Annotated in this window: 23 protein-coding genes and 1 pseudogene; 9 read left to right on the forward strand and 15 right to left on the reverse strand. The window is 71.0% G+C overall.

Annotation, left to right across the window (positions count from 1 at the left end; genetic code table 11):
* Nucleotides 1-158: 158 nt before the first annotated feature.
* Both ACWGDX_RS33775 and ACWGDX_RS33780 read right to left on the reverse strand, forming a co-directional pair.
* Nucleotides 159-917, reverse strand: coding sequence for a hypothetical protein (locus ACWGDX_RS33775; protein WP_453631832.1), 759 nt, complete (start codon nt 915-917; stop codon nt 159-161).
* Nucleotides 901-1,488 carry an RNA polymerase sigma factor gene (locus ACWGDX_RS33780; RefSeq protein ID WP_382860745.1) on the reverse strand — a complete coding sequence of 196 codons (588 nt, stop codon included), beginning with the start codon at nt 1,486-1,488 and terminating at the stop codon, nt 901-903. The genes ACWGDX_RS33775 and ACWGDX_RS33780 overlap by 17 nt, the downstream gene beginning before the upstream one ends.
* A 307-nt stretch (nt 1,489-1,795) precedes the next feature.
* On the opposite strand from ACWGDX_RS33780, the gene ACWGDX_RS33785 reads away from it, so the two are divergent.
* A complete protein-coding gene (locus tag ACWGDX_RS33785; RefSeq protein WP_453631834.1) occupies nt 1,796-2,605 on the forward strand; it encodes an SAM-dependent methyltransferase in 810 nt (269 codons plus the stop codon).
* A 163-nt stretch (nt 2,606-2,768) separates the two neighbouring features.
* On the opposite strand, the gene ACWGDX_RS33790 is transcribed toward ACWGDX_RS33785, so the two are convergent.
* The 3 genes from ACWGDX_RS33790 to ACWGDX_RS33800 all read right to left on the reverse strand — a co-directional run bounded on the left by ACWGDX_RS33790 (nt 2,769) and on the right by ACWGDX_RS33800 (nt 6,726).
* Nucleotides 2,769-3,800, reverse strand: coding sequence for a hemolysin family protein (locus tag ACWGDX_RS33790; RefSeq protein WP_453631836.1), 1,032 nt, complete (start codon nt 3,798-3,800; stop codon nt 2,769-2,771).
* The gene (locus ACWGDX_RS33795) at nt 3,797-5,131 is read right to left on the reverse strand and encodes a hemolysin family protein (RefSeq protein ID WP_453631838.1); all 1,335 of its coding nucleotides are present in this window, start codon (nt 5,129-5,131) and stop codon (nt 3,797-3,799) included. The genes ACWGDX_RS33790 and ACWGDX_RS33795 overlap by 4 nt, the downstream gene beginning before the upstream one ends.
* A 188-nt stretch (nt 5,132-5,319) precedes the next feature.
* Nucleotides 5,320-6,726 (reverse strand): LCP family protein, encoded by a 1,407-nt coding sequence (locus ACWGDX_RS33800; RefSeq protein WP_453631840.1) that lies wholly within the window; start codon nt 6,724-6,726, stop codon nt 5,320-5,322.
* 378 nt (nt 6,727-7,104) lie between these two features.
* Between ACWGDX_RS33800 and ACWGDX_RS33805 the strand changes: the two genes are divergently transcribed.
* A complete protein-coding gene (locus ACWGDX_RS33805) occupies nt 7,105-7,560 on the forward strand; it encodes a tellurite resistance TerB family protein (RefSeq protein ID WP_363085337.1) in 456 nt (151 codons plus the stop codon).
* A gap of 176 nt (nt 7,561-7,736) precedes the next feature.
* On the opposite strand, the gene ACWGDX_RS33810 is transcribed toward ACWGDX_RS33805, so the two are convergent.
* The 4 genes from ACWGDX_RS33810 to ACWGDX_RS33825 form a co-directional block, all read right to left on the reverse strand.
* Nucleotides 7,737-8,591, reverse strand: coding sequence for a YhjD/YihY/BrkB family envelope integrity protein (locus tag ACWGDX_RS33810; RefSeq protein ID WP_453631842.1), 855 nt, complete (start codon nt 8,589-8,591; stop codon nt 7,737-7,739).
* 63 nt (nt 8,592-8,654) lie between these two features.
* Complete coding sequence (locus tag ACWGDX_RS33815; RefSeq protein ID WP_453631844.1) at nt 8,655-9,404, reverse strand: PIG-L deacetylase family protein; 750 nt, start codon at nt 9,402-9,404, stop codon at nt 8,655-8,657.
* Nucleotides 9,401-10,069, reverse strand: coding sequence for a papain-like cysteine peptidase (locus ACWGDX_RS33820; protein ID WP_453631846.1), 669 nt, complete (start codon nt 10,067-10,069; stop codon nt 9,401-9,403). Before ACWGDX_RS33820 ends, ACWGDX_RS33815 begins: the two co-directional genes overlap by 4 nt.
* An 18-nt stretch (nt 10,070-10,087) precedes the next feature.
* The gene (locus ACWGDX_RS33825) at nt 10,088-11,350 is read right to left on the reverse strand and encodes a hypothetical protein (protein WP_453631848.1); all 1,263 of its coding nucleotides are present in this window, start codon (nt 11,348-11,350) and stop codon (nt 10,088-10,090) included.
* Nucleotides 11,351-11,885: 535 nt separating this feature from the next.
* On the opposite strand from ACWGDX_RS33825, the gene ACWGDX_RS33830 reads away from it, so the two are divergent.
* Nucleotides 11,886-12,704, forward strand: coding sequence for a lipase family protein (locus tag ACWGDX_RS33830; RefSeq protein WP_453631850.1), 819 nt, complete (start codon nt 11,886-11,888; stop codon nt 12,702-12,704).
* A 102-nt stretch (nt 12,705-12,806) separates the two neighbouring features.
* Here the strand turns inward: ACWGDX_RS33830 and ACWGDX_RS33835 are convergent, their stop codons facing one another.
* Nucleotides 12,807-13,163: a PRC-barrel domain-containing protein gene (locus ACWGDX_RS33835; RefSeq protein ID WP_066956511.1), complete on the reverse strand. Its 357-nt coding sequence runs from the start codon at nt 13,161-13,163 to the stop codon at nt 12,807-12,809.
* 169 nt (nt 13,164-13,332) lie between these two features.
* Between ACWGDX_RS33835 and ACWGDX_RS33840 the strand changes: the two genes are divergently transcribed.
* A complete protein-coding gene (locus ACWGDX_RS33840) occupies nt 13,333-13,821 on the forward strand; it encodes an N-acetyltransferase family protein (RefSeq protein WP_453631852.1) in 489 nt (162 codons plus the stop codon).
* Nucleotides 13,822-13,909: 88 nt separating this feature from the next.
* Here ACWGDX_RS33840 and ACWGDX_RS33845 read toward each other — a convergent pair whose 3' ends face one another.
* Nucleotides 13,910-14,692, reverse strand: coding sequence for a phosphatase PAP2 family protein (locus ACWGDX_RS33845; RefSeq protein ID WP_453631854.1), 783 nt, complete (start codon nt 14,690-14,692; stop codon nt 13,910-13,912).
* A gap of 52 nt (nt 14,693-14,744) precedes the next feature.
* Nucleotides 14,745-15,407 carry a DedA family protein gene (locus tag ACWGDX_RS33850; RefSeq protein WP_453631856.1) on the reverse strand — a complete coding sequence of 221 codons (663 nt, stop codon included), beginning with the start codon at nt 15,405-15,407 and terminating at the stop codon, nt 14,745-14,747.
* Between the two features lie 115 nt (nt 15,408-15,522).
* On the opposite strand from ACWGDX_RS33850, the gene ACWGDX_RS33855 reads away from it, so the two are divergent.
* Entirely contained in the window at nt 15,523-15,960 is a 438-nt protein-coding gene (locus ACWGDX_RS33855) for a BlaI/MecI/CopY family transcriptional regulator (protein ID WP_453631858.1), read from the forward strand.
* Nucleotides 15,957-16,913 (forward strand): M56 family metallopeptidase, encoded by a 957-nt coding sequence (locus ACWGDX_RS33860; RefSeq protein WP_453631860.1) that lies wholly within the window; start codon nt 15,957-15,959, stop codon nt 16,911-16,913. The genes ACWGDX_RS33855 and ACWGDX_RS33860 overlap by 4 nt, the downstream gene beginning before the upstream one ends.
* Before the next feature lie 240 nt (nt 16,914-17,153).
* Here the strand turns inward: ACWGDX_RS33860 and ACWGDX_RS33865 are convergent.
* A pseudogene (locus tag ACWGDX_RS33865) lies at nt 17,154-17,552 on the reverse strand (hypothetical protein); the annotation flags it as partial.
* 295 nt (nt 17,553-17,847) lie between these two features.
* Between ACWGDX_RS33865 and ACWGDX_RS33870 the strand changes: the two are divergent.
* From ACWGDX_RS33870 to ACWGDX_RS33880, 3 genes are all read left to right on the forward strand, one after another.
* Nucleotides 17,848-18,165: an ArsR/SmtB family transcription factor gene (locus ACWGDX_RS33870; protein WP_453631862.1), complete on the forward strand. Its 318-nt coding sequence runs from the start codon at nt 17,848-17,850 to the stop codon at nt 18,163-18,165.
* Nucleotides 18,162-19,049, forward strand: a complete 888-nt coding sequence (locus tag ACWGDX_RS33875) for an SRPBCC family protein (RefSeq protein ID WP_453631864.1) — start codon at nt 18,162-18,164, stop codon at nt 19,047-19,049. Before ACWGDX_RS33870 ends, ACWGDX_RS33875 begins: the two co-directional genes overlap by 4 nt.
* A 212-nt stretch (nt 19,050-19,261) precedes the next feature.
* Nucleotides 19,262-20,395 carry an acyltransferase family protein gene (locus ACWGDX_RS33880; protein WP_453631866.1) on the forward strand — a complete coding sequence of 378 codons (1,134 nt, stop codon included), beginning with the start codon at nt 19,262-19,264 and terminating at the stop codon, nt 20,393-20,395.
* A 78-nt stretch (nt 20,396-20,473) separates the two neighbouring features.
* Here ACWGDX_RS33880 and ACWGDX_RS33885 read toward each other — a convergent pair whose 3' ends face one another.
* Both ACWGDX_RS33885 and ACWGDX_RS33890 read right to left on the reverse strand, forming a co-directional pair.
* A complete protein-coding gene (locus ACWGDX_RS33885; protein ID WP_453631868.1) occupies nt 20,474-20,929 on the reverse strand; it encodes a tellurite resistance TerB family protein in 456 nt (151 codons plus the stop codon).
* A 101-nt stretch (nt 20,930-21,030) separates the two neighbouring features.
* The gene (locus ACWGDX_RS33890) at nt 21,031-23,100 is read right to left on the reverse strand and encodes an ABC transporter ATP-binding protein (protein WP_453631870.1); all 2,070 of its coding nucleotides are present in this window, start codon (nt 23,098-23,100) and stop codon (nt 21,031-21,033) included.
* Nucleotides 23,101-23,626 lie beyond the last annotated feature (526 nt).

Raw genomic sequence — 23,626 nt, forward strand, 5'->3', positions numbered from 1 at the left:
GGGGGGGGGTACCCCCGCCGGGGGGGCCGGGCCTGGCCATCTATATGCCACCCCCCGGCCGGGGCGGGGGGGGCGGGGCGCGGGGCCCGCGCCCGCCCCCGACCGCCCCAGGGGGCCATTCGCCTGACGGTGTCGCGGGATGTCCCGTGCCGGGCGCGCTATCCCGTGCCGGGCGCGCGGCCATGGGCGCGACGGGCGGTGCCGCGGGCGGGGCCGCGGGTCAGATCGTGGGTCAGGCTGACGTCCGGCTGGGGCACTTCGCCGAAGTCCTCGTCCGCGCTGTCGACACGGAGGCGGTTGATGACGGCTTCCAGCGGCGCCGGCAGCTTGGGATGGCGGCCACGGTGGCACTGGCTGAGCAGATCGTGTCCGACCGTCTCGGGCAGCAGCGAGGAGAGCGTGGGCGGTGCCGTCGGCCGCCGGCCGGGCCGGGGCAGCCCGCGCGACTGACCTCGCCAGTACGCCGCGTCCCTGAACTCGGCCCGCTGCTGATGGGCGAGGAAGAGACAGAAGGCCGCGGTCCTGCTGCCGCCGCCGGCCGCGAACTGCCACCAGAACTGTGCCGCGTCCCGGTGGCCGGTCAGATGCAGCAGGGCCGCGAAGACGACGGCGCCCTCGGGATCGATCTGGTCGTGGTCGACCAGCCGGGTCAGACTGGCCGCCGCCTCGGGGGCGTTGAGGATCAGGGCCACGGCGAGATTGAGGTCCTGGGCGGCCTGTTCATGGGCGGAGGGGTGGTGCCGGGGGGGTGGGCCCGCGCCCGTGGGGCACACCGGCTGCTGCTCCGTCGCGCACCGGGCGGTGACCCGGGCACGGGCCGCCTCCGTGTCGTAGTCGTCGTAGGTGTCGGTGAGTACTTCGGCGTTCTCCAGCAGCACCTCTACGGGGCTGGACGCCGGTTCATCGGCGCGGTGCACGGTCCATGTTCTCCGTCTCGGTCTCCCGTAAGTCCAGTTCCTTGGCCAGCCGCCGTCTGGCGTGCCGCACATGGGAGCGGACCGTGGCGATCTCGATGCCCATGTACTCGGCGACCTCCTCGTCCGGGACCTGGAGGACATGGCGCAGCACCACGACATCGTACTGCCGCTCCGGAAGGCGTGAGATCGCCGTGTACAGACCGATCTCCCCTTCCAGCACGGCGAACTGATCGCCCGTGTCGGGCAGGAGCAGTTTGCGGATCGCGGCGTGGAAGGCGGCGGTGTCGGCCAACAGGGGCTCGGGGGCGCCGTGTTCGTCCAGCCAACGGGCCACCTCCTCCTTCAGGACGGCCCAGGCGTACTGGGGTACCGATTCCCTGGAAAGGACATACTGCCAATGGTCGAGCAGCCGTGCGCAGGCCGCGTCCACCACCTGCTCGGCGGCGGCCCTGCCGCCGACCTGGGTGTGGGCATAGCGCAGCCAGAGTGTGTGGTGGTGCGTGTCGAAGGCGTCGAACGTCAACGCCAACCGCCGCCGCGGCCGTTCGGCAATCTCTGGATCGACGTGCACGGACGCCCCGTTCCCTGGACACCGCGCCGCTCCAGGGCAGAGGACGTCGGCGCGAGAGGTGTGGTCCTCTCTCACTGGTCAGCCGACCGGAAGGATGCCCTCACTGTACGGAACACCTCTGGGTCTTTTCGCTGATAGTCATCATATGATTACTTGGCCTTGGAGTCAGGGTACTTGGCCCACTTGGTTTCTTCTCTCCCACCAGGCCCGCCGGTAAGCGGAGTTGCTATATCTCGTACGGTTGTCCGTATGCGGTGGCGGGCAGCCACTGACTGTCAACCGGCAACGAGAGCAAGGGGTCGCGACGGTGGGGGACAACAGTGCGGTGGATCTGGAGCTGGACCGGGCACACTCTGCACGGATGTACGACTACTACCTGGGCGGTACGACCAACTTCCCCGCCGACCGCGAGGCCGCGGCCCGTGCCATGACGGCCTTCCCCTCCATCCTGGCGACCGCCCGTATCAACCGGCGCTTCATGAACCGGTCCGTACGCTTCCTCGCCCGGAACGGCATGCGTCAGTTCCTCGACATCGGCACGGGCATTCCCACGTCGCCGAATCTCCATGAGGTGGCCCAGCGCGAGGACCCGACGGCGCATGTGGTCTATACGGACAACGACCCCATCGTGCTGGCCCACGCCCGCGCGCTGCTCCACAGCCACCCCGCCGGACGCACGGCGTACGCCCATGCCGATGTCACCGCGCCGGAAGCCCTGTTGGCCGCCGAGGAGATCCGGTCGACGCTGGACTTCACCCAGCCCATCGCGCTGAGCCTCAACGCGCTGCTCCACTTCGTGACCGACGATCACGGCGCCCATGGCATCGTCGAAGTGCTCAAGGACGCGCTGCCGTCGGGCAGTACGCTCGCGATCGCCCATGTCACGGCCGAGTTCGACCCCGAGGGCATAGCCCGGCTGACGGCCGCCTACCGTGCGTCGGGCAACCCAGGACAGGCGCGCAGCCGCGAGGAGATCGCCCGTTTCTTCAGCGGCTGGGAGCTGCTCGACCCCGGGATCACGCCGTCGCACGAGTGGCGCCCGGACCCCGACGAGCACGCGGGGAACGTCACGCTGAAGGAAGCGGCCTGCTACGTCGGAGTGGCACGCAAGCCCTGAACATTCCCGGTCGAGCCCGGTCGAGCCCGAGCGGCCCCGACCGATCCCCATCGGCCCCGATCGGTCCTGATCGCTGAAGCGGCCCTGATCACCGAAGCGGCCGGCGCCCCGAGGCGGGGCACCGGCCGGTCGGGCACCGGCCGCTTCGACCGGTGACGCGCGCCTACCGTGTGGCGGCCGAGCCGGCGGCGGGGCCGACCAGTTCGTCCAGGACGTCCTCCATGGTGACAAAGCCGATGACGGTTCCCTTGTCGCCGGTCACGGCGGCGAGATGTGTCCCGGCGGCGCGCATGGCCGTCATGGTGTCGTCCAGCGGGGTGTCGATCTCGACCCGGATCACGGTGTGCAGCGCACCGAGGGGAAAGGGCCGGGTGCGCTCGTCGGCGCCGAGCGCGTCCTTGATGTGCAGATAGCCGAGGATCGTGTCGTCGGGTCCTGTCACCGGCAGCCGGGAGAAGCCCGAGGACGCGGCGGCACGCTCCAACTCCTGTGGTGTGATCGTGTGGTCGACGGTGACGGTCCTGCCGAGCGGGACCATCACCTCGCCCGCCGGGCGCGTGCCCAGCTCCAGGGCGTCCCGCAGTCTCTCCCCGTCCGCCGGATCGAGCAGCCCCGCCTCGCTGGAGTCCTTGACCAGCCGGGCGAGTTCGTCGTCGGTGAAGACCGAGGCCACCTCGTCCTTGGGCTCCACCTTCAGCAGCCGCAGGATGGCGTTGGCGAACGCGTTGATCCCGAAGATCACCGGACGCAGCGCACGGGTCAGCGCCACCAGGCCGGGCGCCAGCGCGAGCGCGGTCGGCGCGGGCGCCGCCAGCGCGATGTTCTTCGGCACCATTTCGCCGATCAGCATGTGCAGATAGGTCGCCAGGGCCAGCGCGATCACGAAGGCGATCGGATGGATCAGCGCCTCGGGCACACCGATCGTCTCGAACGGCGGCTCCAGCAGATGCGCGATCGCCGGCTCGGCGACGGCGCCCAGCACCAGCGAGGAGATGGTGATACCGAGCTGCGCGGTGGCCATGGCCGCCGACAGATGCTCAAGTCCCCACAGGGTGGTCTTCGCACGGCGGCCGCCCTTGACCGCCAGGGGCTCGATCTGGCTGCGCCGTACGGAGATGAGGGCGAACTCCGCACCGACGAAGAACGCGTTGGTGAAGAGGGTGAACACGCCGACGGCGAGCTGCAGAACGGTCATCGGGCGTTCTCCATGGGGTCCTCGGCCGGGACGGACGCGGTGATCCGCACCCGGTCGGCACGTCGGTGTTCTATGCGCAGGACGTCGAACCGCCAGCCGTCGATCCCGAGGGTGTCGGCGACGACGGGCAGCCGCTCCAGCCGGGTCGCGAGCAGGCCCGCGAGTGTCTCGTAGGGGCCGTCCGGCGCGTCGAAGCCGATCTCCGCGAGCTGGTCGAGCCGGACTCCGCCGTCCGCCTCCCAGACCCGGCGGCCGTCCGTGGTCGGCTCCTTCGGAAGCAGATCGGGGGTCTCGTCCGGGTCGTGCTCGTCCCGTACCTCTCCGACGACCTCCTCGACGATGTCCTCCACGGTGGCGACACCGGCGGTGCCGCCGTACTCGTCGATCACCACGGCCATCGTCCTCGCCTCCCGCAGCCGCCGCAGCAGCCGGTCGACCGGGAGCGAGTCGGGGACGAGCAGCGGGCTGGTGGCCAGCTCGGTGACGGGGGTGTGGTCACGCCGGGCCTCGTCCAGTGCGAGCACATCCCGGATATGCACGGTGCCGATGACCTCGTCCAGGCTGTCGCGGTAGACGGGGAAGCGGGACAGACCGGTGGCCAGGGTCAGCCGCGCGGCGTCACCCGCCGTGGCACGGGCCTCCAGGGCCCGGACATCCACCCGGGGTGTCATCACGTTCTCCGCGGTCAGCTCCGCGAGATGCAGGGTCCGTACGAACAGCTCGGCCGAGTCCGCCTCTATCGCGCCTTCCCGCGCGGAGTGCCGCGCCAGGGCGACCAGCTCCTCGGGAGTACGGGCGGAGGCCAGCTCTTCCGCGGGCTCCAGTCCGAACCGCCGTACGAGCCGGTTGGCGGTGTTGTTGAGATGCCGGATCAGCGGGCCGAAGGCCGTGGTGAAGGCGCGCTGCGGTCCCGCCACCACCTTGGCGACGGCCAGCGGGCTGGAGATCGCCCAGTTCTTGGGCACCAGCTCACCGATGACCATCAGCACCACCGTGGACAGGGCGACCCCCAGCAGGGTGGCGACGGTGGAGACACCGCCCGGCGGCAGCCCCGTGGCCGCCAGCGGGCCACGCAGCAGCACGGCGAGGGACGGCTCCGCGAGCATCCCGATGACCAGGGAGGTCACCGTGATGCCGAGCTGGGCGCCGGAGAGCTGGAACGTCAGCCGCTTGGCCGCCGCCAGCGCGCCGGCGGCGCCGCGCTCACCCGCCGCGACGGCACGTTCCAGCTCGCCGCGCTCGACGGTGGTCAGGGAGAACTCGGCCGCGACGAACACCGCACAGGCGAGGGTGAGCGCGAGAGCGAGGAACAGCAGAAGTACTTCGGTCACCGTGCCACCTCCGCCCCTCGGCTCGTCGGGACGGGGATGACACGGCTCGTACTGGGAGGCTCACCCATTGCGGGACCGCAGCTCCTTCTCGGATCAGGTGGTGGGGACAGGGTGGGCACCCCGTCCTCCCATGGTAAAGGAATCGCAAAGCTGTCATATGTGATGATCGGCACAGGCCGGCGCGGTGGTCATCTCACGGCATCGAAGTCCGGGCCCACGGTCAGTGTCACCACCCCCGGGGCGCCCTGTGGGTCCTCGCGCGCGGTGCCTCCCGGCAGCCGTGAGGCGAGGACCTCGGCCGGTGCCCGCAGGCCCGGCGGATGAGTGACCGTGGTCCGCTTCACGGGCTCGGGCGCGTTGCCGATGCCCGTGACGGTGAATCCGGCCGTGCGCAGGGCGTCCGCCGCCTTCGCGGCCCGCCCCGGGGTGCCGGTGCCGTTGAGGACCTGGACCTGTACGGCATGGGCGTAGACCGGCTCCTTGGAGTCGGCCGCGAGCCGCTCCTTGTCGACCTCCTCGTCCTTCGCCAGGGCGGTGAACAACTCGGCGGCCTGCGGATACTGCCAGACCACATTGGCCTTGTCGGTCGGCACATCGAGCTCGCGCACATAGTTCGGCACGGTCAGAAAGGTCAGCCGGTCACCGGGGATGCCCTTGATCTCGGAGGCGAGAGCGGAGAGCGGCTTGATCCCCGCCAGGGCCTTGTCCGTGGTCAGCGACCTGGTGGCGGAGTCCAGGAATCCGTACAGCGCGTTCGGGCTGGTCAGTTTTGTCTGGGCCTTGGCGGCCAGGGCCTCCATGAACTCCTGCTGCCGGCCGATGCGCCCCAGGTCGGAGCCCTCCCCGACGCTGTAGCGCGTCCGTACGTAGCCGAGGGCCTTCTCGTCCTTGACGGTCTGGCAGCCGGCCTCCAGATCGAGATGGGCCTTGGTGTCATGGATCGCCGTCCCGGGACAGACCTCGATGCCGTCCAGCGCGTTGACCATGCCCTTGAAGCCCTGGAAGTCGACCGACATGAAGTGGTCGATACGCAGCCCGGTGTTCTGCTCCACGGTCTTGATGGTGCAGGCGGCGGCGCCGGCGATCTCCCCGTCCGTGCCGCCGATGGCGAACGCCTCGTTGATCTTGAAGTGGTGGGGTGCGGACCGGCTGCCGTCGCCCCGGTCGCACGCCGGTATGGCCACCCAGGAGTCACGGGGGAGCGAGACCACCGTGGCCCATTTCCGGTCCGCGGCCAGATGCAGGACCATCAGTGTGTCCGACTGCATGGTGGTGAGGTCGCTGCCGTACTTCGCGTTGCCGCCGGCCCGTGAGTCGGAGCCGACGACCAGTATGTTCCTGGAGCCGGGACTCGTGTTGACCGGGCGCCCGCCGCCGACCTTGTTGTCGACGTCGGCGGAGTGGATATTGCCGTTGAGGTCCTGGTAGGCCCAGGTCGCGGCGCCCGCCACGGCTATCAGCCCGACGGCGAGGATCCCGCCCGACCAGACGGCTATCCGGCCGCGCCGGGTCAGTCTGGTGCGGCGTGCGCCATGCCCGGCGCGCCGGTTCCCGCCGCCGCCGGGGCCGCGCCGTTCCCTGGATTCCGTGTCCACACCGTTCCTCCGTCCCCCGTACCGGCCCCGTCCGGCCGGGCCCTGCCGACCCGCCGGCCATGCCGGTCCTCGCCCTGTGCGATTCGTGCACTCTACTTTCTCTACAGACGTGTAGAGAGATCCGGGTGGTTGCCGCCTGGAGAGACCCGGGTGGCTGCCGCCGGGCGGCCTTCGGCGCCGTCCCCCGGGGCTGTCAACTTCTACAGTGTTGTAGATTTACGGTGTGCCGCCTGGACCGGAGGGTCCGCCCGGGGTGTCCGGTGTGCCCGTCCCCTCCCTGTGTGTCCGCCCCGTACCTTTCGTAGAGCCCCGACCACCACCATGCCCGACCGCCCGACCACCACCATGAGTGACCGACATACTCCCAGGAGAGTTCCCGTGGCCCTGTGGGACCGCATCAAGGATTCCGCTTCGTCGATGCAGACGCAGCTCAACGCGAAGAAGAACGACCTCAAGAGCGGAGCCTTCCGCGACGCGAGCATGGCCATGTGCGCGCTGGTCGCCGCCGCGGACGGCTCCATCGACCCGTCCGAGCGGCAGCGCGTCGCCTCGCTGATCATGACCAACGAGGTGCTCCAGAACTTCGCCGCCGACGACCTCCGGGCGCGGTTCGAGGACTACTGCCAGAAGCTCACGCTCGACTTCGAGTTCGGCAAGGTCGGCGTCCTCCAGACCATTGCCAAGGTCGCCAAGAAGCCCACCGAGGCGCGCGCGGTCATCCAGATCGGCATCGTCATCGGCGGCGCGGACGGCGACTTCGACGAGACCGAGCGAGCGGTCGTCCGCGAGGCCTGTTTCGCCGTCGGTATCGCGCCGGGTGAGTTCGACCTCTGACGGTCATGAGCCGGGGCGTGCCGTCCCCACACGGCACGCCCCTCCGCGAACCGGCGCGGCGCAAGACGCGGCGGAAGGTGCGGTGCAAGGTGCGGCGGAAGACCGCACGGTCGTCCCTGCCGGCGGTGCGGGGCCCTCGGTCCGGTCGCCGAGGGCGGAGCCACCGGACCGGCGGATCAGATCTGGTCGGCCTCGATCTCGCGCTGGAGCCGCAGGTGTGTGCGGTGCTCGTGGTAGAGCCGTCCCACCAGCGCGCCGCCGTAGACGACGAAGCCGACCCCGACGAGCCACGACTGGAGCACCAGCACCGTGCCGAACGGACCGTAGGTGACGGCGTTCGCGGCGATCAGGGGCGAGAAGACCACCCGGGAGAACACGCGGAGACCGAGCAGTCCCACGGCGGTCGCGATGGCGCCGGGGATGAGGGCGCGCCAGCGGACCCGGCCCGCGAGCAGGAAGCGCTGCGACCACCAGAAGAAGAGGAACGTCCCGACCACATCGCCCACGGTGGAGACGGTCAGCTCGATGACGGACTCGGATGTGACGGGCGTGTTGACGAAGACGAGCAGGAAGAAGACCAGGACCGCGAGCCAGACGACATGGCGCCACATGGTGTGCCAGCGGGCCATCGGCAGCTCCCAGACCTTCTCGTAACCGGTCTGCACGGCCGAGCCGAAGGTCAGCCCGAACGCGGCCAGCGCGGCCAGACCGAACGCCGTCGTACGCTGTAGAGCCTGCCCCGGCCTGCCGAAGAGCTCCTGGATCTGCTCCTGCGAGGACGGCGACACCCCGAGCCCCTGCCCCAGCCAGCGGGCGAAGCCCTGGCCGCTCGCGGGGTCGGCCGCGGCTACCAGGACCAGCAGGGGCACCAGCGTCAGAAAGCCGAGCGCGGCGAAGCTCATGGCCCGGTGCATCAGCTCCATCTCACGGCCGCGGCTCCAGGCGAGCCCGGCGGGCGATGTGATGATCCTGCTGTACACGCGCTCCAGCCGGTGCCGGGGTTCTGCCGCACCGGGACGCTTTCGGGTCATATGTCGTCTACTACCCCGGCGGGCGCCACGCTCTGTCCAGGGCCCCCGGATGGGTGCCCTTCGTCATCCGCGCTCCTCCAGCGCCCAGACGCGCTCGGCGCGCAGCGGGCCCCCGCGCGCCAGCACACTGCCGTGGTCGACGGCGAGCGGCGCGAGCTGCGACGCGTAGCACTGCACCGCCGCGCGTTTGGCCGCCCACTGCTCGTCGGAGAGGTTCAGTTCGTACGCGACCCGGAGCCCGAAACGGCTGTCGAGCTCCTGGTAGGCCACTCCGTAGTCGACGTCCTTGGCGAGCGCGGCCTCCGTTTCCGGGGTGCCCCACTCCGGCAGATGACCGGTGTACGGCAGATCGGCGTAGACGAGGGGAAGCGGTCTGCCGAGGCCCGCGAGGATGTGCAGGGCGCGGTCGCGCACCTTCGCGTGATCGGGCTGATTGGTGCTCAGCGGAATCAGCACCCGGGTCTCGGGGGCGAGGGCCGTGAGGTACGAGTCGACCTCGTGGAGCACACCCCCGTCCTGGTACGGGCCGTCCGGATGCGCCAGTGGGACACACGCGGCACCGAGCAGCGCACAGGCGCGCGCGTCCTCCGCCCGCCGCGCGTGATGCGCCTCGCCCGCCGAGGAGAAACCGCAGGTGCTGTCCCACCACGAGACGTCATGGCCGGGGGAGGGCGCGCCCCCGTGGACGGTGACGACGGTGACCGGGGAGCCCAGCGCCGGGATCAGTCCCGCGAGGGACAGCACGGCGTCGTCGAAGTGCGGGGAGAGGATCACGGTGGCGGGCGGAGCCGGTGTCGGCCGGGGCGTGGTCATACGGGAGTGCTCCTGTCGGTCATGGTGCTGAGCTGGTGCCGAGCCGCCGGCCGCGGACCGCCGGCGAACCGTACGCCGCGGAGGGCGGTGTCCCACTGGGCGTCGTCGCCCTGCCACCGCCCGGGAGCGGCGGCCACGGTCCCCCAGCCGATCCCGGGGCCGAGCGTGTCCGCGTCCGGGGGCGGGGTACGGCGCAGCCAGAGCAGATCGAAGCGGTGCCCGGGGTGCGCCGTCGCGATGCTCAGCCGCAGTCGGCGCAGATCGGCCGCGGCGAGTTCGTCGAAGGCGTCGTTGTGTATGTACAGCACGCGCGCGGGGGATCCCGCGAGCGTGCGCCAGCGGTCGGCGAGCGCGGCGAACTTGGCCCGGACGGAGCCGAGTTGGCCGTGGATGTCCTGACTGCTGAGCGTGCTGCCCGAGGCGGGGTGGAAGTCGTGGAAGAACCGGATGTCGGAGCCGCGGTCCAGCGCGCAGAGTCCGTCGCTGAACGGTTCGACCATGCCGGGCCGCAGGACGTTGGCGAAGTCGGTGGCGATGGTCTCCACGACGGACTCGAAGTCGAGATCGAGCCAGTCGAAGAAGTGCGCGCGGTCGTCGCCGGTGATCCGGCGGATCTGATAGGTGGATTCGCAGTGGTAGCCGAGACCGACGAGCCGGTCGTACATATCCGCTCCCCCGGGAGGTCAGCCGGCCGTGCGCCGCAGCAGCAGACCCACGCTGCCGCGCTTGCTCAGATAGGCGCGTCCCGCGCAGACGGTCTCCAGCCGCGGGGGGACGAGCACGGTCTCCCCGTCCGCCCGCCAGACCGTGGAGCGTTCGAGCCAGGGCCGCAGCCGGGAGGCGAGCGCCTCGGGTTCGAGGGCGACGAACACACGGTCCGTGGCGAGTCCGTCGAGCAGACCGAGATCCTGGCCGTAGTAGAGCATCTCGATCAGCAGATGGGCCGCGGCGCGGGGCGGACCGTCCTCCTTGGCCAGTTCGGCCAGATCGGCGCCGTCCACGGTGACCGCTTCCGAGCCGGCGAACGCGGTGGCCAGCCGGTCCCTGAACGTGGAGTTGGGCTCGGTGGCCCGTACGGTGAAGCCCGCCGCGGCGAGCCGGCGGGTCAGCGCGCCCTCACAGGCGCCCACCTCCACCAGGGGGCCCTCGACGCCGGCGCGGCCCTCCCGTACCCAGGCCGCGGTGGCGTCCAGCCGCTGTTCCTCGTACGGCGAACTGCCGAACTCCCAGGGATCCACGACAGACGCGGCCTCGTCGTCCAGGCTGGCCAGCAGGGCGTAGAGCCGTTCACGTTCGACGGGATCCGCGTCGAAGAAGCGCTCGACGGCGGGGACGCGCGGTGTCTGTACGACATGGTCGGGGTCCCGCTCGGCCAGCAGATGTCCGCACGAGCCGTTGACGAAGTCGAGCTTCGCGGCGATCAGACGCCGGGTCATCGGACGGTCGAGATCGCTGAGGAACTGGAGATACGGCGAGTAGCCGACGGCATGGCGCAGTTCGGGTCCGCCGTCGGCGGCGTCGGCGCCGCCGTTCCCCGGCCGGCCGGTGTGGGCGAGGGCGGTGTCACGGCCGAGCCGTCCGCGGCTGCGCCGGTTGTCCGCCGGAGAGTGTGTCCATACGCGGACGGTCTCCCGGTTCTGGCCGTCGTGCGCGCCCGGCCCCTCCTGGCCCTCCTGGCCGTCGTGGCCACCGTGCCAGGCTCCGGCCCGGGAGAGGAGACCTGCGAGGACCTCCGGGCCCGGTGCGGCGATGCCGTCGGTCACGGGTCGGACATGGGACGCGAGCAGCGTGAGCCGCTCGGCCGTGTCCGTTCCCGCGGGGAGGGTCAGTATCTCGGCGCGGTCACCGAGGATCACCCGGGTCTCACCGCCGTGGTCGTCGGTGAGTACGGACAGGAAGTCGAGGACGGCGTCCTCGGCCCGGAGTACGACAACGATATCAATCACGGCACTTCGGTCCTCGGTGCGGAGCCGACGGGGGGAGCGGGACAGGTGAGGCCGGTCGGGGGAGGGCTCGTGACGGGGTGTCGGCTGGCAGGGACCCTAGCGGGCACCCAGCCATGTGGTCCAGACCAATTGGGGGAGTGGTCGACCCATTTCGGCCATCCACCGAAGAGCGGGATCGCGCCCTGTCGCGCCCTGTCGTGCGCGTGGGGCATCGTGGCCGACCCGCCCGGGTGCGGCACGGGCGGAGTGCGGCGAGGAGTATGACGGCTGAAAACCGTCTCCCCGCGATCGGGGTCGGCGCCCGGCCGCGACGCCCACGGGTGCGCGGTACGGGCCGTACGGCTTGCGCCGGAGGGTTCCGCGGCGCCGTGGCGCACCCGGAACGCCGAGGTCCACCGGTCCCGCCGCCTCTTCGGGATGGGGTGCGAGTGCTTCCGCGCGCCGCCCGCGCGGGTGAACGCGATTCTGTGAAGAGTCTGAAATTGGCGAATCATCAGACTTGACACTGAATGCCCGTATATGACCGGAGGTTTTCGTGCCCCTCGCCCCGCTCGACCATCACGCGACCGGTTACCAACTGTCGCACGCCTACTGGCTGGCCAAGGCCTCGGAGCTCGCCTACCGCGACCAGGACATCGCCCGAGCCGCCCTGGCCGAATGGGGGTTCGACCGGTTCCGGCACTTCGAGTCACGGCACCAGATGCCGTTCCCCCTGGAGGACACTCAGGCGTACACCGCGGCCAGTGACCGGATGATCATCACCGCGTTCCGCGGAACGACCCCCCAGGAGATCCGCGACTGGCTGACCGACGGCAACACCCCGCCCGTACCGGGACCGGGGAACAAGGGTTTCGTCCACCACGGCTTCCACCAGGCGCTCGCGTCCGTCTACCCGGATGTCCGCGACGCCATCGAGGAGTTCCGCACCGGTGGCCAGACCGTGTGGTTCACCGGCCACAGCCTCGGCGGCGCGCTCGCCATGCTCGCCGGCACCCGGCTGTACTTCGAGGAGCCGCGGATCCTGGCCGACGGCATCTACACCTACGGCCAGCCCCGCACTTGTGACCGGCTGCTCGCCGCCGCGTACAACACCGCCCTGAAGGACCGTACGTACCGTTTCGTCAACAACAACGACATCGTTCCGCAGGTCCCGCCGGCGCCGCTCTTCACCCATGTGGACACCGTCAAGTACTTCGACTCGCACGGGACGATCCATGACCGGCTGCCGTTCGTCGATGTCCTCAGGGACCGGGTGACGGGCCGTATGGCCGATCTGTTCGCGCCCGCCTCCGACGGCATCCGCGACCACTTCATGCCCGCCTATCTGGCGAACCTGGAGAAGAACCTCGTCTGAGGCCCTGTCCGCCGGCCGGGCCCTGTCCCTCGGGCAGGGCCCGCGCCGTCCATCGGGCCGACCGGTCTCCGGGCCGGGTCTCCCGGTCGGTCCCGGTCCGCTTCAGCGGCGGGCGAGCCGGCGCTCACCCGCGGCACCGGTCGCGTAGGGCAGCCCGTAGTGCGAGAAGACCTGTGGCTCGTCCTGGGCGAGCAGCTCTCCGTCGGTGTCGATGGAGGGAGCCTCCTTGGCGAGGTTTCTGTCCCAGGTGACCTTCAGATAGCCGGGACCGACCGTGGCGTCGCCCAGCGGGACGAAGACCAGACGCCTTCTGGTGGGCAGTCCGACCGTGACGGTGGCGAACGACGGAGCGTCGGTCGCGGTGTCGACATAGACGGCTTCCAGCGAGCCGATCTTCTTCTTGTCGGCGTCGACCACATCGTGGCCCCGCCACTCCCGGATGTCCTCGGCTTCGAACATGAACGATCGCCTCTTTTCGGATATCCCCTCTCTCTTGGTCATTATCCAGCAAAAAGGTCCGGCCGCCCGGGGTCGTGTGCGGGGCCCGCGCGCGGGTCGGCGCGGAGCCATCGCCTCGCCCCGTGAAACGCGCTGGCCGTCGGGCGGCCCGGCGCGGCATGCTGACCGCATGCCGATCAGGGAAGCCACCGCCGAGGACTGGCCCGCCATCTGGCCCTTCTTCCATGAGATCGTCGCCGCGGGCGAGACGTTCTCCTACCCGCTCGACCTCGACGAGACCCAGGGCCGTGACTGGTGGCTGCTGGCCGCCCCGAACCGTACCGTCGTCGCCGTCGACGAGGCGGGTACGGTCCTCGGCACCGCGAAGACGCAGAACAACCAGATGGGAAACGCCGGCCATGTCGCGACCGCCAGCTATATGGTCGACCCGGCGCGGTCGGGGCGCGGGGTGGGCAGGGCGCTGGTCGAGTACACGCTGGACTGGGCCCGTACGGCGGGCTTCCGCGCGATCCAGTTCAACGCCGTCGTCGAGACCAACACCTATGCCGTGAAGCTGTACGAGTCGCTCGGCTTCGAGATCGTGGGCACGGTGCCGGAGGCGTTCCGGCACCCCGCGAAGGGCTATGTCGGACTGCACATCATGCACCGCGCGCTCTGAGCGGCCGGCGCTCCCGGAGCACGGCGAGCGCATCGCCCGCCGGGTCGGTGGGCTTCCGCCGCGGGGGCCGCCGCCGCGGAAGACGTCCTCATCCGTCTTCGCCTCTCTCCTCTCCGTCGTCGCGCCGGACTCGCGGCAGCAGCCGTCCGAGGGGGATCAGCGCCACGCCGAGGCCGATCCACGTACCCGCGTACAGCCATCCCCCGAGGACATCGGTCGCCCAGTGCACCCCGAGATAGATCCGGGTCAGCCCGACGGCGACGGCCCAGCAGACGATCAGCGCGCAGAGCGCGTAGGCCAGGAGCCTGCGGCCCGGCGCGCCACCGCCTTCGCGGTCTCTGCCGCCCTCGCGGCGGGGGACCGCGCCGCTCCGCCGCAGTACGGCCCAGACCAGCAGGCCCGCCACAAGCGCCGAGGTCGTGGCGTGTCCGGAGGGGAACGCGTAACGGGAGGCATGGGTCGCCCAGTCCGCCGCCGGGGGCCGCGGCCGGTGGACCGCGTACAGGACGCCGTAGCGGACGGCCTGCCCGGCGAGGAGGAACAGCAGCGCGCCGACCGCCGCCATCAGCCGCTGCCTCATGTCCCGGCCCATGAGCAGACCCGCCACGACCGCGCACACATAGGGGAGGATCCCGGTGCCGGTCGCCGTGATGCCCCGTGCCACCGCGACGGCCTCGGCCGGGCGGTGGCCCACCGACCAGTCGAGCGCGTCGCGGTCCAGCGGGAGCGGCGCGCCGTTCCGGCCGGTCACCACCACCGCCAGCAGGGCGAAAGCCGCCGCGAGGAGCACGGTGACCACCAGCGGTGCCGGACGGACGGGCCGATGGGCGGCTCGGCGGACGGGCGGCGCCGGTGATGTCGGCCGGCTCATCGCGCGGCCACCGGCGCGCCGGCCTGGGAGGCGAGCGTCCCCGTGTCCGCGCTCAACGTGTCCCCTCCTGGGACGCGCGGCGTGAACGCAGCACTTCCAGCACCAGCGGGACGAGCGAGAGGACCACCACGACGGCGACTATCGGCAGCAGATAGCGCTCGACATCCGGTACGGACGAGCCCAGCGCGTACCCGGCCAGTACGAGACCGGCCGTCCAGACCGCGCCGCCGATGATCTGCCAGAGCGTGAAGAGGCGTGCGGGCACGTTCAGCGCGCCCGCCAGCGGGTTCAGCACGGTCCGTACGACCGGTACGAAACGGGCCAGCACGATGGCCTTGGCATGGCCGTACCGGTCGAGCAGTTCCTCGGCGCGGGCCGCCCCCTCACGGAGCTTGCGGGCCCGGCCGCGGGCCAGCAGCGCCCGGCCGCTCCGCCGTCCTATCCAGTAACCGGTCTGCGCCCCCAGCAGCGCGCCGGCGCCCGAGGCGATGAGCACCTGGGGCAGCGAGAGACGCGCGGGATCCGCCGTGCCGGGCACACAGAGCAGCCCGGCGGTGAAGAGCAGGGAGTCGCCGGGGAGGAAGAACCCGATCAGCAGGCCGGTCTCGGCGAAGAGGACGACGGCGACACCGAGAGCGCCGAACGCGGAGAGCAGGGATCCCGCGTCGAGGAGATTCACGGCTTGTGGCATCGCGGCGAGCGCGGATACGGCCATAAGGGGGCTGCTCCCATAATGATGGGCAGGGGTGTCCTGCGTGACGATCTGATTGTCTACAGTGCTGTAGACGGTCTACTTCACTGTAGACGAAGAAAACGGGAGGAGCGTTCCCATGGGCGACGAGAGCGCGGAACGGCGGCCGTCCGGAGAGCTGGAAGCCGGCGTGCTGGCGGCGCTGTGGGCCGCCGCGGGACCGCTGACACCGGGGCAGGTCCAGGGGGCGCTCGAGATGTCGCTCGCCCGCACCACCATCACCACGATCCTGTCGCGGCTGTACGAGAAGGGCACGGTCACCCGGGTCAGGGAAGGCCGTGGATACGCCTACACGCCGACCGAGGACGCCCCGGGGCTGACCGCCCGGCGTATGCACACCGAGCTGGCCAAGGACGAGGACCGCAGCGCGGTGCTCGCCCGGTTCGTCTCCCAGCTCAACGACGAGGACGAGCGGCTGCTGCGCTCCCTGCTCGACGGCGGGGACATCGCTCCGGACGGCGCCGGACCCGGGTCCGGCGCCGGGGACTCCCGGGCGGCGGACGGGCGGGCCGGATGAGCTACCTCGTCTGGGTACCGCTGCTGATGCCCTTCCTCGCCGTGCCCGCCGCGCGGCGGGCCGCCGCGGCCCTGGCGCCGCGCCACGCCGCGTGGCTGCTCACCGCCGTCGCGCTGGTCCTCGCCGTCAGCAGCTCGGCCGCGCTGGTGCTGCTCGTCGTCCCCGGCGCCTCGTATCTGCCCCCCGTGGCCGTGCTGGGCGAACTCCTCGAACCGGTGACGGCGGGACCGCCCGCCGTCACCGTCGCGCTCGCGCTCCTCGCCGGGGCGCTGCTGGTCCGGCACGCGGCCGCGCTGGCGGCCGCCGCGCACCGCACCCGTACGGACCTGCGACGGGCCAGAGGCGCCGTGGGCGGAACGGACGGCGAACTGGCGGTCGTACGGGACAGCCGGCCCGACGCCTACGCGCTGCCGGGACGGTCCGGCAGGATCGTCGTGACCACGGGGATGCTGCGCGCCCTCGGACCGGCCGAGCGCGAGGCGCTGTTCGCCCATGAGCGCGCCCATCTCCGGGGACGCCACCATCTCTTCCTCATGGCCGTGGAACTGTCCGCCCACTGCCATCCCGCCCTGCGCGCCCTCTGCGAGCCGATCCGCTACGCCCTGGAGCGCACCGCGGACGAGGCGGCGGCGGCAGCCGTCGGCGACCGGCGGCTCGCCGCCCGAGCGATCGGCAGAGCCGCCCTGGCGGCCCGGCACGAGCGCGGTGGCGGGGCGCCGGGGCCCGCGCGCCCTCGCGCCGTCCTGGCCGCGGCCGCGGGCCCGGTGCCCCGCCGGGTCGCCGCGCTGCTCGGCGGCGCGGAGAGCGGCCCGCCGGCCGCGTCCCCGACCGGGCGGCTGATCGCGGGCGCGCTGCTGTGCTGTCTGGCGCTGTCCGGCGCCACGGCGGCGGGCGCGGCGAATGACCTCCATACGCATATCGAAATCGCGCAGGGGGAAAGCGCGGCGGAGTGACCCGCGGCCGACGTGCGGCGGCCGGGGATCACCGGGGCGGCGGTTTCGCTCCCTCCTGCGGGCCCGCCGGGAAATTCATCCGTACAGCCGTCCCAGCCGCATGGTTTCGCCGGGGGAATCCTCCCCCGTCATCCGCTGCCGGTCGGCGCGGCCCGGATGTCTTCGGTACTCATGGCCGGGCATCGCCGCGGTAGCGGCCAACGGGCGCTCCCCGCGGTGCGTTTCCGGTGCGGACGCCGCGACGAGCAGAACCGGAAGCGCCCGGTCCATTCGGAGCGCGTCCACCGATTCCGCGAGCAGTTCATATTCCGTGGTGTCGTCGCGTGTGGCCACCCGCAGCAGCCGCCCGGCGGCCAGGTGCTCCGCCACCAGGTCCTGGTGGGCCACATCGTCCCGCCAGGCCCGGAGCGTCGCCGGTACGTCCGGTACGCTCTCCCCCACCGGGGTGAGGGCTCCCGCCGGAAAACGCGGGCTTTCCGGACTGGGATCGAGTCGTTCGGCGATCCATGTCGCACGGTCCCGCAACCACCACAGTGCAAGTGCCAGAGTGGGAGCGCGATATGTGCCGAGGGGTACGCCGATACGCTGTCCACCGCTGATTCCGTATGCGGTGACATGACACAGGAATTCGTCATGCACGGCCGCTCTCCTTGCGCCGTTCTGTGAGGCCGGACGGTCTGCGCCGTAATTCTTGGCAGTGACATCGCGTGGTACCGCAGGGTGATTCCCAAGACCGATTTCCCCAGTGGGCGGAGATCGGCTTTCGGAGGCCCGAAGTTACAACTATGAAGGAAATGCTGACGCCCTGTCATGAGGCGGATCCGGCCAGAGTGGCGCTCCTTTACGGTGTCGATGGCCGAAACCTCGCGTAATCGCGTGGAGACACACCGTGCATGGCTGCAAGGCTATATAGCCATTCGGGTATGTTCTGGCCATGCCCATACCGTTCGACGTTCTCGCGGAGCCGAACCGGCGGAAGATCCTCGATCTTCTCCTCGACCGTCCGCACACGGTCGGGCAGCTCACGGAGCTGCTCGGGCTGAGCCAGCCCGGCACCTCGAAGCATCTGCGGGTGCTGCGCGACGCCGGTCTCGTCGGGGTCCGGCAGGACGCCCAGCGCCGCTGGTACGAGCTGCGGCCCGAGCCCCTCGCGGAACTCGACGCCTGGCTCTCCCACTACCGGCATCTCTGGTCCGGCGCGTCCGACGCGCTCGAACGGCATATCGACGCGATGGAGGACGACTCCCCATGAACACCGACCCGCCCCCCGGTCCCACGTCCGGTCCCCTGTCCGACGCCACCCTCTCCACCTCCGCCGACGGCCGCACCTCCCTGCGGATGGAGCGCCGATTCGCGCATCCTCCGGAGAAGGTGTGGGCCGCGCTCACCGATCCCGTCGCGCTCGCACGGTGGTTCCCGTCCGAGGTGACGCTGGACCTCGTGCCGGGCGGCGCGATGGGCTTCCACTTCCCCGGAGACCCCGAACCGGGCCTGGCCGGCACCGTCACGGATGCCGAGGAGCCCCGCCTCTTCGCCTTCACCTGGGGCGCCGACCATCTGAGCTGGACCATCACCCCCGACGGCGAGGGCTCGTCGCTCACCCTCGTCCACACCTTCGGCGACCGCCCCGGCGCGGCGAGCTTCGCCTCCGGCTGGCATCTCCGCATCACCGCGCTGGACCGGCTCCTCGGCGGCGGGCGGGCCGGCGGCGGCCATGACCGGAGCGGTGAGCTGCACGAGTCCTATCTGAAGCGGTTCGGACTCGACGGCGGCACCGTCGAAAGAGCCGAGGGCGGCAGCCGGGTCCGCTTCGAACGCCAGCTCGTACGGCCGGCCGAGACCGTCTGGGCCGTCCTGTCGGCCGGGATCGAGCCGGTGGCGGGGCTGCCCGTCCCGGAGGGCTTCACCGCGGAGAAGGTCCCGGCGGGCCCCGTCACGGAGGTACGGGCGCCGAACTCGCTGACCTACACCTGGCAGCCGCGCGGAACGGTCACCTGGGAGCTGGGGAAGGGGACGGGGCACGGCGCCCGGCTCGTCCTCGTCCAGAGCGGATCCGAGGACTTCGACACGGACGCGGCACTGGCCGCCTGGCGGACCCGGATCGATCGGCTCGCGGAGGAACTCGTGCGGACGTAGACGAGCAGGCCCTCCGTCCGTACGCGTCCGGGCGTCCTCGTGGCGCCCGGCGCCGCCGGTCCGTTCCCGTACGCGGTGTCCCATGAGCGACACCCGGGTTAACGGATGGTTGACGCACTCGTTAGGGTGCCTTGAATGTTGGCTCCGCTTATTCCTCCCACAACCCCGCTAAGAGGCGTTCCCGCCGCACCGGGTTCCCCCGGGGAGGCGCCATGACGCAGATCACCGAACAGGCGGCACGGTCCGGGCCGGGCACCCCGGCCCGGCCGCCGGAGGCCGCCGCCGCGGCGGCCCCGCGGACCAAGAGCCGGGACGCCTTCTTCGACAACGCCAAGTATCTGGCGATCGTCCTCGTCGCCGTGGCGCACGCGTGGGAGCCGCTGCGGGGCGGCAGCCGTGCGGTCTCGGCGCTCTACATCGTCGTCTACACCTTCCACATGCCGGCGTTCATCATCATCTCCGGCCACTTCTCGCGGAATTTCGACTTCCGGCCCGACCGGGTGCGCCGGCTGATCACGGGCATCGCCGTCCCGTACATCCTGTTCGAGGTCGCCTACAGCCTCTTCCACCGCTGGGCCGCGGACGAGCCGGACATGCCGATCAGCCTGCTCGACCCCTGGTATCTGACCTGGTTCCTGCTCGCGCTGTTCATCTGGCGGATGACCGCGCCCATCTGGCGGCTGGTCCGGTGGCCGCTTCCGCTCGCCCTGGCGATCGCCGCGCTGGCCACCACCTCACCGCAGATCCGCGACGACCTCGATCTTCAACGGGTCCTTCAGTTCCTGCCGTTCTTCGTCCTCGGTACGGTGCTGAAGCGGGAGCACTTCCGGCTCGTCCGCCGCCGCGCGGTGCGGATCATCGCCGTGCCGGTCTTCGCCCTCGCCGTCGTCTTCGCCTACTGGGCCGTCGTCCGGATGAACATGGCGTGGTTCTTCCACCGTGACAGCGCGGAGGAGCTGGGTGTGCCCTGGTGGACCGGCGTGCTGATGACCTTCGCCCTCTTCGGCTGCTCGCTCGTCCTGACCGCCTGCTTCTTCGCCTGGGTCCCCGGCCGGCGGCTGTGGGTCACGGCCCTGGGAGCCGGCACGCTCTGCGGCTATCTCCTGCATGGATTCCTCCTGCAGAGTGCGAGCACCTGGGGCTGGTACGACGCGGACTGGCTGCACCGGCCCGTGGGCGCGGTCTTCGTCTCGGTCCTCGCCGCCGTGGCCGTCACCCTGCTCTGTACGCCCCTGGTCCAGCGGATCTTCCGCTTCGCCCTGGAGCCGGAGATGGCCTGGGCCTTCAAGAAGGAGCCCGCGCCCGACGGCACGCGGGCGCCCGCCGAACGGGCCGTGAAGAGCTGACACCCAGGTCAGGGGCGTGGTGAGGGGCGTGGTGAGGGGCGGTGGCCGGGAGCGGCCACCGCCCCTGCGTCTACGCGATCAGAGGTCGAACTCGTGCGGAGGCAGGTCCAGCGTGTAGCAGGCCTCCCGGACCACGGCCTGCTCGTCCTTGTCGAAGTGGCCGTCCGCGCCGCCGATGACAATGCCGATCTGGATGACCGCCCGCGCCTCCGCGGGCTTCTTCTTCGCCTTGGCGATCTCCTGGAGGACACCGACCTTGCCGAACGCGAAGTCGGCGGTCAGCTTGTCCAAGGACGCGTCGAAGCGCCGCTGGAGGTCCTCCGCCGGGAAGTTGCGCAACACCTCATTCGTGGCGATCAGGGACGCGACGCGCTGCCGCTCCGCGGGGTCGACCGAGCCGTCCGCCGCGGCGACCAGGGCGCACATGGCCATGCTCGCGTCCCGGAAGGCGCCGCTCTTCAGATCGTTCTTCTTCGCCACGAGCTGTGACTGCATCGTCGTGGCAGATTCCTTGAACCGGTCCCACAGGGCCATTCCGTCATCTCTCCTCGTGTGGTGCACAGAGCCACTCGCACAACGTCCGGGACCGCCGCCGCGTGCCCGCGCCGGGATCACGGCCGGGGCCGGCGCGGCGGTCACCCCGCGCTTTCCGGTACGGCCGTGTCCGCCCGGTCGCCCCGGTCCGTCGCCACGGAGCCGTTCTGGGCGGGTACCGCCGGGCCGCCCGTCCGGTACTGCTCCGACTGGAGCGTGAACAACTCCCGGAACAGGCCCGGCCCTTCGTGCTCGTCCGCCATCAGCGCCGTGAAGTCGCCCGCCTCCACCAGCCGTCCGCCCTCCATGACATAGATCACATCCGCCGACCGGACGCTGTGCAGCCGGTGTGTGACGAGGATGACGGTCTGCCCGTCGCCCGCGAGATCGCGGATCTGCTGGAACGCGGCGATCTCGGCCGCGGGATCCATGCTGCTGGTGGGCTCGTCGCAGATCAGCAGGGCCGCCTGCCGGTAGTACGCGCGAGCCAGGGCGAGCCGCTGCCACTGCCCGCCCGACAGATCCACCCCGCCCTCGTACCCCTTCTCGCACAGGGTGTCCCAGCCGTGCGGGAGTTCACCGATCACCGCGTGCGCGTCGGCCAGCACCGCGGCCTTCTCCAGCCGCTTCGGGTCGTGGATCTCGGACGGCCTGCTGATGGCGACATTGGCACGCGCGGTGAACGGCCACCGCTGATAGTCCTGGAGCACCAGCGCCACCTGGTCGAAGAGCTGGTCGCGGTCCAGCTCACGGACATCGGTCCCGTCCCAGCGGACCTGTCCCTCCGACGGCAGGTAGAGACCGGCGAGCAGTTTGCTGAGCGTCGTCTTGCCACTGCCGTTGACCCCCACGAGTGCCACGATCTGGCCCCGGCGGATGGTCAGCGACACCGAGTCGAGCGCCGGGGTCTCCCGGCCCGGATAGGTGAAGGAGACCCGGTCGAACTCGATCAGCTCGGGCGGCCCCGGCACCGGTGTGCCGCCGACGGGGATGGCCCTGAGCGTGGCCTCGTCCCGCGCCGTGATCAGATCCGTCATGAACAGGGACTGTTCGTACAGATGGTGGATATGGGTGACCATACGGCGCAGTCCCGAGGTGCCGCTGGTCAGCGCGAGCGCGGCCGTGGCGCCCGAGGCGAGCGGCATATGGCCATGGGTGAGCAGCCAGGCCAGCAGTCCGTAGGTGGCCGCGGCGGTCAGCCCGGACAGTGCGGAGGTCAGCAGATCCGTGCCGGCCTCCCGGTGCGCGAGCTTCGTCTGCTCCTGCGCGGCCTCGACGCCCATCCGGTCGAACTGCTCCAGCAGAAAGGGCCCCGCGCCGTGCACCCGCAGTTCCGGTCCCGCCTGCTGGGAGATCAGCAGTCTGCGCAGCGCGCCCTGCTGCCGTGCGTGCTCGATCCACACCTGGATCGACTCATAGGTACGGCGGGCGGCCTTGACCGTGCCCCAGGCCTTGGGCACCACGACGGCGATCAGCAGCGGCAGCAGTACGGGATGGAGCACCGCGAGCACTCCGCTCACCGCGATCAGCGCCATCAGCGATTCGACGATGCCCAGGGTGTGCTGGATCAGATGGCGTGCGGCGGTCTGGCCGTGCTGTCCCGAGTCGAGGATCTTGTGGAAGTCCGGCTGCTCCAGATGCTCCATCTCCACCCGGATCACCGGGGTGAGCATGGTCAGCGCGGCCAGCCGCTCCACCTTCGGCTCCAGCCGCCCGGTGGCGCCGAAGGTGACCGCCCGCAGGGTCGCCGCCACCGCGCCTGCCCCGCCGACCAGGAGCAGCGAGGGCAGTGCCTCGGTGATCCGCTCCGCGGTGGGTCCGGCGGTGAAGAGGCTGACCAGCACGCGGTTGGTGGCGAGCAGTCCGAAGACCGTCGCCGCGGCCTGGCCGAGCTGGGCGATCGCGACCACGGTCAGCGCGGCCCGATCGGCCTGCCAGGCCAGGGCGACCGTATGGCCGATGAGCCGGGGGATCTGCCGCAGGATCGTCCAGAACGACGTCCGCAGCCGTGCGCCCTCATGGACGGTCCAGCCCCAGGATCCCTTCAGCCGGCCTCCGAAGAGCAGTTGCTCGGGCGGGGAGTTCTGGATGTACGGCCTCCTGCCCCAGCGGAACCGGAGCAGGCGCGGAAGCCGGCGGGGGAGGGGGAACGGTAACCGGAGCGGCTTCACGCGGCGGCACCGCCCTCGGCGTCAACGCGGTGCATGGCCGTGCGGGGCGTCGCGCCGTCGTGCTCGAACGCGCGAAGTCCGCGGAAGGTACGGGCGGCAAGGGGAACGGGGAACACGAGTCCTCCTGAGATGACGACGACGGGTACAGGCGCTCGGACAACGGACCTGATCAAGAGGGTGTAACGGGCGGTGAAGGGCGAATCGTCGGACGGAGTTTCGAGGATGTCCGGAGGGCCCGTACGGGCCTGGGGCGGTCAGGTCATCGTGCCGCGTTCGAATCACCCGGGAGGGGGGCGTTCGCTCGATCGGGGGATTGTGTTGCGGTTGTGAAGCCACGATTCAGGTCCGGGGGTGGGACACCGCCGCGCGGGCCGTCGGGCACCTTGCGAAGGCACACGGCCGGGCGCCCCCCACACGCGCCGGACGGACGTCCCCATACGCGCCGGCCGGGCGGCGCCCACACGCGCGGGATACCCGGCGTGCGCGCGCGGGCCGTCCCGCTCCCTACGATCTCGGTGTCACCGGC

This window comes from Streptomyces sp. NPDC055025 (assembly GCF_053608565.1).